This is a genomic window from Ktedonosporobacter rubrisoli, from assembly GCF_004208415.1.
GTDB classification, from domain to species: domain Bacteria; phylum Chloroflexota; class Ktedonobacteria; order Ktedonobacterales; family Ktedonobacteraceae; genus Ktedonosporobacter; species Ktedonosporobacter rubrisoli.
The window spans coordinates 6,816,428-6,830,376 of record NZ_CP035758.1; the positions used below are offsets into that span (position 1 = coordinate 6,816,428).

Annotated in this window: 11 protein-coding genes; 10 read left to right on the forward strand and 1 reads right to left on the reverse strand. The window is 51.8% G+C overall.

Annotation, left to right across the window (positions count from 1 at the left end):
- Positions 1 to 194 precede the first annotated feature (194 nt).
- The 5 genes from uvrC (at position 195) to EPA93_RS29700 (ending at position 4,897) form a co-directional block, all read left to right on the forward strand.
- Positions 195 to 2,195 carry an excinuclease ABC subunit UvrC gene (gene uvrC, locus EPA93_RS29680; RefSeq protein WP_129890994.1) on the forward strand — a complete coding sequence of 667 codons (2,001 nt, stop codon included), beginning with the start codon at positions 195 to 197 and terminating at the stop codon, positions 2,193 to 2,195.
- Between the two features lie 203 nt (positions 2,196 to 2,398).
- Positions 2,399 to 2,722 carry an FmdB family zinc ribbon protein gene (locus tag EPA93_RS29685; protein WP_129890995.1) on the forward strand — a complete coding sequence of 108 codons (324 nt, stop codon included), beginning with the start codon at positions 2,399 to 2,401 and terminating at the stop codon, positions 2,720 to 2,722.
- Between the two features lie 47 nt (positions 2,723 to 2,769).
- Positions 2,770 to 2,982, forward strand: a complete 213-nt coding sequence (locus EPA93_RS29690; protein WP_129890996.1) for a hypothetical protein — start codon at positions 2,770 to 2,772, stop codon at positions 2,980 to 2,982.
- Between the two features lie 263 nt (positions 2,983 to 3,245).
- A complete protein-coding gene (locus tag EPA93_RS29695; RefSeq protein ID WP_165423480.1) occupies positions 3,246 to 4,064 on the forward strand; it encodes a sensor histidine kinase in 819 nt (272 codons plus the stop codon).
- A gap of 539 nt (positions 4,065 to 4,603) precedes the next feature.
- Complete coding sequence (locus tag EPA93_RS29700) at positions 4,604 to 4,897, forward strand: DUF4177 domain-containing protein (protein ID WP_129890998.1); 294 nt, start codon at positions 4,604 to 4,606, stop codon at positions 4,895 to 4,897.
- 208 nt (positions 4,898 to 5,105) lie between these two features.
- Here the strand turns inward: EPA93_RS29700 and EPA93_RS29705 are convergent, their stop codons facing one another.
- On the reverse strand, positions 5,106 to 6,377 hold the full coding sequence (locus EPA93_RS29705) for a DUF4388 domain-containing protein (protein ID WP_129890999.1): 1,272 nt from the start codon (positions 6,375 to 6,377) through the stop codon (positions 5,106 to 5,108).
- A gap of 698 nt (positions 6,378 to 7,075) precedes the next feature.
- Here EPA93_RS29705 and EPA93_RS29710 point away from each other — a divergent pair.
- The 5 genes from EPA93_RS29710 (at position 7,076) to EPA93_RS29730 (ending at position 13,762) form a co-directional block, all read left to right on the forward strand.
- The gene (locus tag EPA93_RS29710; RefSeq protein WP_129891000.1) at positions 7,076 to 7,789 is read left to right on the forward strand and encodes an SDR family NAD(P)-dependent oxidoreductase; all 714 of its coding nucleotides are present in this window, start codon (positions 7,076 to 7,078) and stop codon (positions 7,787 to 7,789) included.
- A gap of 23 nt (positions 7,790 to 7,812) precedes the next feature.
- Positions 7,813 to 8,223: a 6-carboxytetrahydropterin synthase gene (locus EPA93_RS29715; protein ID WP_129891001.1), complete on the forward strand. Its 411-nt coding sequence runs from the start codon at positions 7,813 to 7,815 to the stop codon at positions 8,221 to 8,223.
- Positions 8,224 to 8,288: 65 nt separating this feature from the next.
- Positions 8,289 to 9,320 carry a glycosyltransferase gene (locus tag EPA93_RS29720; RefSeq protein ID WP_129891002.1) on the forward strand — a complete coding sequence of 344 codons (1,032 nt, stop codon included), beginning with the start codon at positions 8,289 to 8,291 and terminating at the stop codon, positions 9,318 to 9,320.
- A gap of 619 nt (positions 9,321 to 9,939) precedes the next feature.
- Positions 9,940 to 11,694, forward strand: coding sequence for a peptide ABC transporter substrate-binding protein (locus tag EPA93_RS29725; RefSeq protein WP_129891003.1), 1,755 nt, complete (start codon positions 9,940 to 9,942; stop codon positions 11,692 to 11,694).
- A 310-nt stretch (positions 11,695 to 12,004) separates the two neighbouring features.
- Complete coding sequence (locus EPA93_RS29730) at positions 12,005 to 13,762, forward strand: peptide ABC transporter substrate-binding protein (RefSeq protein WP_129891004.1); 1,758 nt, start codon at positions 12,005 to 12,007, stop codon at positions 13,760 to 13,762.
- Positions 13,763 to 13,949 lie beyond the last annotated feature (187 nt).

Here is a 13,949-nt window from a genome sequence, read left to right on the forward strand (position 1 = left end):
GCGTTCTTACTTATTATCAAGGACGTTTTTTACTAACATGTTTAAAAAGGCACTTTCGCTATTCTACCCATAAAGCCCATTTGGAGGCCTTAACCGTCTACCATCGACACCCAAAGCGTAAAGCGGTATAATAAGGAACACGACAAAACGAAATTCGACCACAGCCAAGTATGCTTCTCAAGGTCATTTATCTTATGAATGAGAAAATCCAATCGGTACTCAATTCGCTTCCCCATCAGCCCGGCATCTACCTGATGAAGGATGCCCAGGGAACCATTATCTATGTGGGCAAAGCGATCTCGCTCTATAACCGCGTGCGCTCATACTTTCAGGAGTCCACGGATCTCAGTCCTAAGAACCGTAGCATGGTCTCCCGCATTGACGATATCGAATTTCTCGTCGTCAAAAACGAAGTCGAGGCCCTGGTTCTAGAGAGCAACTATATCAAGCAGTACCGCCCGAAATATAACGTTTTACTGCGCGATGATAAAAATTATCCCTATATCAAAGTCTCGCTAAGCGAAGATTTCCCACGCATCTATCGCGTCCGCAGCTTCCACCGGGACGGCAATCGCTACTTTGGTCCCTACACAGACTCAGGGGCCGTCGATGCTACCCTTGATCTGCTCAACAAGCTCTTTGCCTTTCGCACCTGCCGCTATGATGCCAGCAACTGGGCGCCGCCGCGCCAGGGCGAGCCGCAGGCGGGCTGGAAGCAAAAGCTGCTCTCCCGTCCCTGCACGCAATACTATATCCATCGTTGCGTCGCCCCTTGCGTCGGTTATGCCTCGCGCGAAGAATATAACGCAATCATTCAGCAAGTTATCCTCTTCCTCGAAGGCAAGCATGAAGAGGTGCTTAAAGAGCTGCAGGCCCGCATGGAACGCGCCGCCGAAGAGCTCAATTTCGAGGAGGCCGCGCGCCTTCGCGACCGCATTCAAGCAGTTGAGCGCATCCAGGAAAAGCAGCGCATCATCAATACCGAGGGTCAGGACGATCAGGACGTTATCGCGCTGGCCAGCGGAGATGACGAAACCTGCGCCCAGGTCTTCTTTTTCCGCAGCGGCAAGCTGGTTGGGCGCGAATACTTCATTCTGCAGGGTACACGCGAGAGCAGCCCGGGCGAGATTATGCAATCCTTCCTGCAGCAATTCTACGAGAGCTCGCCCCATGTTCCAGCCGAGATTATCGTTGAGGCCGAGCCCGATGATCGCAGCATGATCCAGAACTGGCTCAAGGAGAAGCGCAAAGGGACCAGTGCCGCACGCGCCAATGCTGGCATCACGATCAGCGCACCCAAACGAGGCGACAAGCTGCGCCTTGTCGAAATGGTCAAGCAAAACGCGCAACAGGTACTGGAACAGCAGCGCATTAAATGGCTTACCGATAGCCAGAAAACGCAGCTGGCCTTGGAAGAACTACAGGAAGCGCTCAATCTGGCCAGTCCTCCCCAGCGCATCGAATGCTACGATATCTCCAACACCCAGGGAACAAACTCGGTGGGGGCTATGGTAGTTTTTGAGGGCGGGCGCCCAAAGAATAGCGAGTACCGCCGCTTTAAAATCAAGACAGTCGAAGGCCCTAACGACTTTGCCAGCCATCAGGAAGTCTTGCGCCGCCGCTTTCGCAAGGCAGCCAGCGTGCTCGATCAGAATACCAGCATGCCCAATGAAGCCGAACTTCTGGAGGAAGAGGCCGAGGCGCAGCAGGATAACGGAGATAGCGAGGCGAAGCCTGCCGCGCGCTTCGATCATGAGTGGGCCTTGCCCGATCTCGTGATTATCGACGGCGGCAAAGGCCAGTTAAGCGCCGCCATGGAGGTGATGCAAGAATTGCACCTCGATATTCCGACAGTTGGGCTGGCCAAAGAGAACGAAGAGATTTTCGTGCCAGGCTCGCCTGACCCGATTATCCTACCGCGCACCTCGCAGGGACTCTACATGGTCCAGCGCATTCGCGATGAGGCGCACCGCTTTGGTATTACTTATCATCGCAAACTGCGCTCCGATCGCGCATTCAAATCCGTGCTCGACGAGATACCAGGCATTGGCCCTAGACGCAAGCAAGCCCTCATGAAACACTTTGGCTCCGTGCGCGCAATCAGCAGCGCCAGCCTCGACGATCTGGCCGCCCTTGACGGCATGAACCGGGCCGCCGCTGAGAAAGTTAAAGAGTATATCGGTCGCCTGGAATAAATCGCACATCATACCATGTTATGATATATGAACGATACGAGTGCTAGCAGTCAGGCACTACGATTGACAACCCAGCCTATTCACTACTATACTATATGTATCAGGCGGCCGCAGGGTCGTCTACTTTCTGCACGTACAAGCTATATCGTAGGGAGGCACACCACAGACAGGTGTACCTGACTATTTTAAGAGGTGATTGGTAGATGCCAACATACGAGTATCTCTGTCAGACATGTAATCATCGTTTCGAGACATGGCAGAAAATGTCCGACGAGCCTTTAACCGTCTGTCCCGAATGTGGGTCACATATTCGCCGCGTCCTCTATCCCGCAGGCATCGTCTTTAAGGGCCACGGCTTCTATAAAACCGACCATGGTAATGGAGCGCTACCAGCCGGCGAGGGCAAGAAGAGCGAGAGCGCTAGCGCTAGCAGCGAGACGTCCACTGCCAGTGAAAGCAAAGCCTCCTCCAACGGGGCCAGCGAAAAGAGCACGGGTAGCGAATCCAAGACGACTTCCGCAGCTTGAGGGCAGGCAAGCTCAAGTCTATAGAAATACTGCCGGGAGAAAGAGTTATGGCAGAGTCAGGTTTTGCCGCCATACAAAGATCACAGATTGAAATCACGATAGGCGAACTTCTGCTCTCATCCGACTACTATATGCGCGAGAGCATCGTAGAGCGACTGCGCCATATGATCGCACACGCAGACCCAAGTCTGGATATTAGCAAACTTAGCGAGGCGGCCCGCGAAGAGCTAGTGGAAGTTGGCCTGCTCCCAGAGCAATAATCAGGTCTCTCTATGTTCATCAAGCCTGTATATCAGGAAGATGGGCCAGGATAGGATATGCGAGAACGTATCCTGCCCTGGCCCATCTTCCTTTTGCAGAATCTTTTCTGAATAAATTCTCACAAAAAGCAATAGAACCTACCAAATATTCCTACATAGCGCCCGCCTGCATCTCTACTCAGGCCCATACAGTGTATACTGATTACACAATCTCTAACGAAAACGTTAGAAAGGACGCCAGACGTAGAGGGAGACATATGGTCATGCAGGTCCAACATGGACAATCGCAGGAAGAGGTAATTGAGGCTTTACAGCATGAGGTAGATGAGCTGAGGGCGGCTAACCGCTCGTTACAGGATCAGTTAGCACGTAAAGAACGCTTTACCGCCATGATCGCCCACGAGTTGCGAGGCCCACTTTCACCAATCATCAATTATGCACAGATCTTGACACGCAACCTTGGAATAGCTAAAGATGATCCTAAAAAAGCCAGTTCGCGCGGCGAGGCAACCCAAAGGCAGCTCAATATTATCATCAGCCAGGCTCGGCGTCTCGCACGCCTTGTCAACGACCTGCTTGACTCTTCTCATCTTACCTCAGGCCAGTTTACGTTACTACGCGCCGAATGTGATATCACGAAGCTGGCCCGCGAAGCTGTAGAATATCTACGCCCGGTCGCTCCTTATCATGAATTTTCCGTAGAGGCTCCCGAGACTCCTATCATCGGCAATTGGGATAGTGGACGCTTGCAACAGGCCCTGGGAAATCTGCTGGATAACGCGATTAAGTATTCAGATGAGGGAACGGTAATTACTCTGCGCATCCGGCCTACAGAGGAGGGAGTGCGCATCAGCGTCCATAATCAAGGCGCTAGCATCCCATCGACTGATATCGCCCAACTCTTCCACCCCTACACACGTGTGCAGGCTACAAGCGGAGCACGGCAGGGATATGGCCTGGGACTCTACATAACCAAGTCGATCATCGAGGCTCACGGCGGCAAGTTGCGCCTGGAACCCCATACGGAAGAACATACCCAGCAAGGCACGACTTTCTCCTTTGACCTGCCCCTACAACCATAAGGTCCGCTGCATCTGAGCTGTACCCCTGTAGAAACTGACAGGTAGCATCCAGATAATTTGCTCTGCCTCAGAAACTGTCTAAACTGGCGGTGCGAGATGCGCCGGTCGAGACTATACTTACCATTGTGCAGAGGAACTCACCGGTATGAGATCCTACGACAGATCTACGTTGTTTGTGGAACCCGGCGTATGATCTGGAGCATTGATCATCCACTCTACGCTACATGCGTTGTCCGCGAGCGAGGCGACACGATGAGGCATGTGGCATAGGGCAATGATCAGGGGAGGCCATTGGGCATGGCCTCTCTGGTACCCCATACCGGTGCGTTAGCACCTGATTATTGTAGACAAGCACGCGGCCGCGGCAAGCTACACTAGTCAGCTCTGGTCGGCGCACTTCCAGGTGCGCCTATACGCAGTCATGCGTTTTGTAAGAGGATGTTGGCAAGCATAAGCTCGCGTTTCGGACAGCTACGGCGCTAATAGCCTGCGCGAAACAATTGCAGGGCTTGCCCTACTCTGAGCAAGGAGCGTTTATCATGGCGCAATGGGCCTACAAAGTTGTCTATATTGATTATCGAGGACGTATCTCCTGTGAGGGCAATGAGACGCTGATCAACAATGAGCGGCGCAGCACATTTGCCCGACGCTACCTCAATAGCCTGGGTAAAGATGAGTGGGAACTGGTGAGCATTCAACCGCTGACCTCTAATTCCGCCTACTACATCTTCAAACGGCCAGCCCGAGAAGGCGACTTCGCGGATACAACAACGACTGAGACCAAACAGGCACAGCCGACAGAGGGTAGTGGTCCAACTGTAGAGACGGCCTAAGTTCAGGCTCGACTATAGACAGAGAAAAGACTGATTTCTGTCTGAGCATGGGGAAGCCTTGCGTTCGGCCCGCCCTACGCGCGCAATAGAGCCAGCGCTGCACGCAAGGCAACTAAGCTCAAGCCTTTCACCAACTTCGCAACAAAAAAAGCTGCGCGCTCCTCAGCGGCTACAGCTTTTTCTCCTGCTACGTCACATGTCAGGCCCTCTATGAGGGGGATATACTGGCCGGTAGCTCAAATTGCTCAAACATAGCTTCCCACACTTCTTGATTCTCCAGGCGCTCACGAGGATTGGCGACGCGGGCATTAATCGAGTCGAAGATACAACTGAGCAAGCGCTGTAGCACGATCGAAGCCTGATCGTAAAAGGCCTCAGCCTTTTGCATATCTCCGCTCAGTACCTCACGACAAAGGGCAGCAAAATGTTCAACATCGATATGATTTTGCTCAACTCTGAACTCATAAGTTCCCATATGATTGAGATTCTCGCTGAACATTAAGGAGCGCAAGGTATTGGGTCCCAATTCGCGGCCATTCGTCCGATAGGTCTCGGCCAGGGCATCCATGGTCCAGTTAACAAATTCAACAAGGGCCGGCAATTGCTCCATCGGCGTCTCACGCTTAGCCCATTCCTGCTCCATGCGGCTCAGCAGATTGAAGAGTTCGAAGTTTTCCAGGCGCATCTTCTCAGCCGGGTCCGGCAAGCGCACCTGCCGCGAATTACCGCGCGGGTTCATGTCCTGCGGCACACATCTGAGGAAGCGGTGCTGTACCAGTTGGGCCAGGTGCCGCGAGACTTCCAGCTCGGGACGTCGCAAGGCGCTGGCAATCCGACGCACACGCCGATAGAGATTCACATGCGTGAAGAGCTCCATTGTTCGTAAATCGAAACGCATAGTATAGGGAATAGCTGGCGACATCTGCAGAAGCGAACGCACCCCGTGAGGCAAAAACTGGCGTAACTCCTGCCACTCGTCGCTATATCGCACCATCTCCATCGTGACACGCATCACAGAAATATCAAGGGAGGTTTCCCCATAGGGCAGCAGTTTCTGGACATTGGAAGAGGCGATGAACTCGTATGTGCCCTCCTGCCACAGGGCAAGTTCTCGTACCGTCCATATAGCTTTTGTACGTAATGCTTCTTCTAGTTGCGCCTGGGTAATCGCCCCCATGGCGATGAGACGCTCACCGATACGTTTGCCAAATGGATCATGCAGCTGTTGCGCAAATGCCTGTTCGATATGGTGATGGGTAGTCATTCCCAATTGTTGCAAAACATCGCCAAGAGTCAGGGCACCGGGATCAAATTCAGAGCAATTGGCCATCTTGCCATCATTGACGTAAATGATCCCCATATGTCCAGTGCTTTGCTTGAGATGAACAGCACCTGTCATACCGCCCATCTCCATCACCTGCAGAACCTCTACCAGGCCAAAATCCTTTAGTGAGCCGGACAGTACTGTATTTGTACTCATGCTCCCCCCATCACAAAAACGTGGCGCAGCCCCTCCGTTAGCGGAGCTGAGAAAGATGGAATCGTTGCTGCGAGCGAGCCCCTCCCCACTGAAGAGAGCATGATAACTAATTATCTCTCACTCTCTACTCTCCGCTAGCCTCCGGAGCAGCCTTCCCCATCTTGAGTTCGTATCCTAGATTATAACAAAGTTCAGATTGTTTCAACAAGTATCTTTAGCCTGCTTCAGGGCTTTCCAGTTCTCGTTTGTGTGCCGCCTGACGGCGGCAAGGAGAGAGAAAAACGGGGCGGCGCCCCGTGCCCCAGGTGAAGGACTCCATTCGCTCGATCGCGACGCCCCCTTCACAACCCCAGTGTGGAGAAGTGGAAACCTCCGAGCCTGCTTACATGGTCTTTTACCGCTCTATATTCCTGGTATCATCAGCAGAAAGAGGTAATACATAACAACATCTTTAAAGCAATGAGCCCCGATATAATAAAGCCACCTGGACATATTGCTCCAAGTGGTGGATATCATCCCCCATTCCTGTGCAGAGTATAGCATACTTTTGGTCAAAGCTTCTATAAGCAGCCACAATTGCTTAGAACGGCTAGTAAATAGCTCATTCTTCCGTCCCGCGGCCGGGGCCAGGGTCCCGCGAGCTATTTACTCTTCTCAATGCTTTCTAGAGGCTATAGAAAAGATGCTATAATTTGAGTATGAGTATGAAAGATCGTGTCGTCATAATTACGGGGGCAAGTCGTGGCACTGGCCGCGCCACTGCCGAACTTTTTGCCAAGCATGGTGCCCAGGTAGTCCTCTTCAGTCGTCCCTCACCCCATTTACAAGAGGTAGAGGCTGAGATCAAGCGCAAGGGAGGACGTGCATTGGCTATCGCCGGCGATATCTCGCGCGAAGAGGATGTAGAAGCACTTTTCCAGAAGGTGCGCTCGCTCTATGGTCACCTCGACGTTTTGATCAACAACGCGGGAATAGTCATGAAGCGGCCTTTTGTTGAAATGGATATAGCCACCTGGGATCAGGTACTTGATACAAATTTACGGGGTACTTTTTTGTGCTGCCGTGGAGCATTCCAGATGATGGCGGCTCAGCAGCAGGGAGTAATTATCAATCTTTCCTCGCTTTCAGGCGTGAAAGGGGTAGAGAAGTTTCCAGGGATGAGTGCATACAACGTTTCAAAAGCAGGCATAGCTAGCCTCACCGAAATTCTGGCGGTTGAAGGCAAAGCTTATAACATTCGTGTATGCGTGGTCAGCCCCGGCGCGGTTGCTACGGAGATGCTGCAACAGGCAGCCCCTCACCTGAAAGCTGACATGACACCTCAGAACCTCGCCGAGATACTTCTCTTCCTCTCTGATGATTCTGGGCGCATGTTTAATGGAAGCAACATTGAGCTATTTACCAACGCATAAGGTCCCTCACAAAGGAAAATATTATGGTCTATCTGACACGACGCGTTACCTTTAGCGCGGCTCATCGGCTCTGGAGCAATCAGCTCTCAGAGGAAGAGAACTATCACATCTACGACAAATGTGCCAATCCCAACGGTCATGGCCATAACTATATTCTTGAAGTGACAGTGCAAGGTATGCCCGATCCGCATACCGGAATGGTCATTAACCTGACCGAGATGAAACAGATCATTAACGAACAGGTTGTGAAATGGGTTGATCATAAGCATCTCAACCACGACGTTCCCTGGCTGGAGGGGACAATTCCTACAGCCGAGATTCTTGCAATCAAGTTCTGGGAACGCCTGGAGCACGCGTTCCCGTCAGACATGCTCTACGAGGTTACTCTTCACGAGACCGAAAATAATGTTGCAACCTACCGAGGTCAGGCATGAGAATTGCGTTTGTGGCGCCCCTGGTCAGTACTATTGCGCAGCCTTATCTTGGTGGCGCTTAGGCTTTGCTGGCAGAGTTAGCTCGGGGTCTGGTAGAGCGTGGGCATGAGGTAACCCTCTTTGCCCACGAAGGCTCGTCAGTGCCCGGCGTTCGGCTCGAACAGATTGCTGTGCCCGAAAATGTCCTTCCTGCCAACTTCTCCTCGCCGGGCGAAGAACGCGCAGCCGATAGAGGCTTCTTCGCTCAGGCCAATATCTTTCTTGAACTATTTCTCCAGCTTCAGCAGCGGCAGCACGAGTTCGATCTTATCCACGCCCATGCCTTTGACTGGCCCGCCTTTACCTGTAGCGCCCTGCTTAGCGAGCTCCCGGTTATCCATACCATCCATCTGCCCGCCGTCTCGCCAGAAATCAATGCTATGCTTGGCATACTGCATCGGCAAGGCCATCCGCTCACGCTGGTAACTGTTTCACAAGCCTGTGCGCAAACTTACGCCGACTATACTCCCTTCGACCACATCATCTACAACGGCCTGAAAATAGAGGAAATCCCTTTCTCCGCTGAAGTTGCCGAGGACGCCCCGCTGCTCCTTGCCGGACGCATCACGCCAGAGAAGGGCGTAGAGACGGCTATCGAGATCGCCGAACGCGCCGGCACACATCTGCTTATCGCTGGTGGCATCTATGATCGGGCTTATTATGAAGAGCGTATTGCCCCTCGCCTGCAAAATGCTCCTGGACGCATCACCTACCTGGGATTGCTCGACCATGCCCGCTTATGGCAAATCATGGGCCAGGCTCGCGGCCTCCTCTTTCCCATCGCCTGGGATGAACCCTTTGGCCTGACCGCAGTTGAGGCGATGGCCGCTGGTACTCCAGTCATCGCTTTCCAGCGCGGAGCAGCCACCGAGATTGTTCGGCATGGGGAGACCGGCTTTCTGGTCGAACCGGGCAATAGCGAGCGCGCCGCCTCTTTTGTCCCCGAACTTGCCAACCTGGCCCGCGCGCGCTGTCGCTCTTTTGTCGAGATGCGCTTCTCTTTCACCCATATGATAGATACATACGAACATGTCTATTCATCATTGCTTTCGGGTTAGCTTGATAATTCAAAGTAAAATTCAAGCTCAACTTTTGCAATGAATTAACGTTATTTTATCTATTTAGCACAGAGAGTAAAAGGCTTATAAATTTAGTATTTTCATGTGCTCCTGTTCGACTGGTGAGAGCCTCTAAAACGTATCTCACCTGAAATATTGCAGCTCTATGCACGGCCGCAACATATCCATGTGGAATGCAAACCGGCATGTCTTTAACAACTTTTTTGACTATGAATCAAATCCTTTTCTTGCTGTATCGACAATCATTATTAAATTTTTACTAGCACAAATGTCTTGACTTTTCGCTCATATTGATGAGAGAATGCAGGAAGCATCCAACGTAGTAAATAAAAAGCGGGGATTCTTTAACGAAGCATTGACCGGTACACCTCTGCTTTCAGTTATGAATCGATGGGCAAAGCCGCACATCATTCCTCGTCAGCAATCAGCTCCCCGTCTGATTATGTAGGATGCAAACCATCTGGGAAGAAAGTTTTTCTTTCTTTCATATCAACTTCAAGCGAATACCGGCAGTGTATTCCTTTACCCAAGCTATGTGCTTATAGCATAGAGCATGCCAAGTAGTATCATAAGTACTACAAACCAGGAGGAATCGCCCATGCAACCTGGCAAATTCCATTTACGTATTACGCTACCTATCCTCTTTAGCCTGGTAGCGCTTATTGCGACTGCGTGCGGTGGCGGTCAGACAAGTACCGGTGCGGTGACCAAAGCAGCTGATAATCAGCAAATCTTGATCTTGCCAGTTCCTGGCGTTGCTGATGTCACCACCTTTGACCCGGCCCTGGCGACTGAATCATCGGCAATTAACGCAATTAATATGGTCTTTACCGGATTAGTCCAATTCGATGACAAGCTACAGGTGCACGACGAGCTGGCCCAGTCGCATTCGGTCTCAGCCGATGGGCGCACCTGGACCTTCAAGCTACGCCCCAATCTGAAGTTTAGCGATGGGACACCACTCACTTCCGCCGATGTGGCCTATAGCATTGATCGCGCCCTGGCCCCCGAGCTCAAATCTGCGGTATCCACTCTCTATCTTGGCCTGATCAAGGGCGCCGAAGACCGCAACAGTGGTAAGCTCAAGTCTTTAATTAATTACAGTCTACTTACTCCCGATCCCCAAACAATCGTCATCCAGACCAACCAGCGAGCTGCCTATTTTCTGCAAACGCTCACTTATCAAACCTCCTTCGTTATCGAGAAGAGCATGATCGACAAATATGGCAGCTCTTTCGCCGATCATCTGAGTGAGGGCATTGGCGGAGATGGCCCTTGGAAGGTTGAGAAGTACATCCACAACAAAGAGATCGACTTTGTACCCAATCCTACCTACTATGGTCCCAAGCCGCAGTTGAAGAAAGTCATCATGCAGTTCTACAAAGAAGGTGACACGACTTACAAGGCTTACCAGACCAATCAGATCGATCAATCGCTTGTACCTTCAGTACAGCTGGCCAACGCCAAGAAGCTTACCAGCGATCAATTACACCAGGTACCGCTCCTGCAAGTCTACTTCTATGGTATCAATGAGCTGGCCAAGCCTTTCGATAACCAGAAGATCCGCCAGGCCTTCGCTCTTGCCATCGATAAGGACACGATTACCAAAAATGTCTATAAGGATCGCGTCCTGCCCACAAACCATATCATTCCAAGCGGCATGCCTGGCTACAACCCGGCCTTGACCGGACCGGCGGGCCATTCCTCGACCAAGGCTGATCCCGAACTTGCCAAAAAGCTCTTCCAGGAGGGTATGCAGGAGGCTGGCTATACTGCGGCTACTTTCCCGCAGGTCACCATGACCGTCTCTTCGGGCGGCAATTCGGACTTCAGAAATGAGTATGCGGCGGCACAGCAGATGTGGCAGAGCACGCTTGGCGTTTCCGTCAAGATCGAAGATCTCGATTTCAGCACGCTGCTCAGCAACCGCACAAGCACCGTCAACAATCCCAAGGGCATGCAAATCTGGGCTCTGTACTGGCAGTCTGACTATCCCGATCCGCAGGACTGGCTAACCCTGCTCTTCGATAAGGGGTCAGCCAAGAATGCCTTCAATTATGGTCAGAACAATTCGCCCCAGAACGCACAGCAGCAGCAAATGCAGAAGCTGATGGAAGAGGCCGACGCCAATCCCGATCAGGCTGCACGCCTTAAGCAGTACAATGAGGCCGAGCAGGCGCTCGTCAATGATGTGGTCTGGATACCGGTCTACCAGAACACGAATACCTTTGTGCGTAAACCCTGCGTTGTTGGCATGCAGGACAACGCACAAAATATGATCCCACAGCAAGATTGGGGCAACATCTACAAGTCCACGGCTACCCCTTGCGCCAATGTGAGCCAGTATCAATGAGCCACGTGACTTATCGATACATGTGGATTAACTAAATGAGAGTGCTGGCGGGCCTCTTTGACCTATGCGCTTAGGAATAGGCCATCGGTTCGCCAGCACTACCCTCTATTAGTGCCATCACATCCATTTTCACCCTCTCTTGAGTCTTAAACCAAGCGAGCAAGAGCATAGCAATGCTCAACGGAAGGAGGAATGTTTTTACTCAGCGCAAGAGCATACTGTGTGTACTGCTTCACGAGAGCATACTCATTTCAAAAGAGCGTTCTAAAAGTAGCAATTTCAAGTACTACAAAACCAGGAGGAATCGTCCATGCAACCTGGCAAATTTCATTTACGGATAACGCTACCCATCCTCTTTAGCCTGATGGCCCTGATCGTGACCGCGTGCGGCGGTAGCGCTCAGACAACAGCCAATACGGCGAGCAAGGCGCCCGATAATCAGCAAATCTTGATCACGCCGATTACCCAGGTTTCCGATCTTACGACCTTTGACCCGGCTTTAGCTACCGACTCCTCGGCCATCGATCCGATCAATATGGTCTTCTCGGGACTTGTACAACTTGACGACAAGTTGCAGGTACACGATCAGCTGGCCCAATCGCATTCGGTCTCGGAGGATGGGCTCACCTGGACCTTCAAGCTCAAGCCAAATCTGAAGTTCAGCGATGGGGCGCCACTCACTTCCGCCGACGTGGCCTATAGCATTGATCGCGCCCTCAAACCCGAGCTCAAGTCAACCGTCTCTACCCTCTACCTTGGCCTGATCCAGGGCGCGGAAGAGCGCAATGAAGGCAAGCTCAAATCTTTAATTAATTACAGCTTGCTTACTCCTGATCCCCAGACGATCATTATCAAGACGAGCAAGAGGGCAGCTTATTTTCTACAGGAGCTCACCTACCAGACCTCATATGTTGTCGAGAAGAGCATGATCGATAAATATGGCGATTATTTTGCTGACCATCTCAGCGAGGGCATCGGCGGGGACGGCCCCTGGAAGGTTGAGAAGTACACGCATGGCAAAGAGGTTATCTTTGTGCCCAATCCCAACTTTGAAGGGCCCAAGCCGCAGCTGAAGAAAGTCATCATGCAGATTTACAAGGCAAGCGATACTACCTACAAGGCCTATCAAACTAATAACCTTGACAAGGCTCTGGTCCCGTCAATCCAGCTGGCCAATGCCAAAAAATTGCCCAATGGACAGCTCCATCATCTGCCACGCCTGCAAGTCTACTTCTATGGCATGAACGAACTGGCCAAGCCTTTTGATAATCTGAAGATCCGCCAGGCCTTTGCTCTTGCCATCGATAAAGAATCTATTGTCCATAATGTGTACAAAGATTTGTATATCGCGACGAACCATATCATCCCTGAAGGCATGCCTGGCTACAACCCGGCCCTGACCGGACCGGCGGGCCACAGCTCGACCAAGGCCGATCCCGAACTTGCCAAAAAGCTCTTCCAGGAAGGCATGCAGGAGGCTGGCTATACGCCTGCGACGTTCCCCTCAATTACCTTCACGGTCTCTACTGGCGGCTCTGGCGATACGCGCGATGAGTATGCGGCGGCGCAGCAGATGTGGCAGAGCACGCTTGGTGTTTCTGTGAAGATTCAGGATATAGATTTCAGCACACTGCTGGATAACCGCACAAATACGCTGCACAATCCCAAGGGTATGCAGATCTGGGGCCTGTCCTGGGGCGCGGACTATCCCGATCCACAGAACTGGTTAACCCTGCTCTTCAGCAAGGATTCGGCCAAAAACGCTTACAACTACGGCCAGAACAATACTCCGCAGAATGCGCAGCAAGAACAAATGCAGAAGCTGATGGCGCAGGCCGATGGAAATCCTGATCAGGCAGCGCGCCTCAAACAATACAATGAGGCCGAGCAGGCGCTGGTTAATGATGTGGTGTGGATACCCATCTATCAGGATGCGCTAGCTTATGTCTACAAGCCCTGTATCGTGGGCATCGCTGACAACGCGCTGGATGTGATTCCGCAGAACGACTGGGGCAGTATCTACAAAACCACGGCTACGCCTTGTGCTAACGTGAGCCATTATCAATAACGGCACGCGCTAAGCGCTCTGGCCAGTTATAACAACAGCGGGAAGGATTGTTAGTCCTTCCCGCTTTTTTCGCTATGAGCACAGACAGCAAACTTTACGATAAGGGGCCGAAAAGTCGTAAATATATAGATAGGCCGAACGTACCTTGAATTCTTCCTCGAAATTCATGACAATAATTTCGTACAGC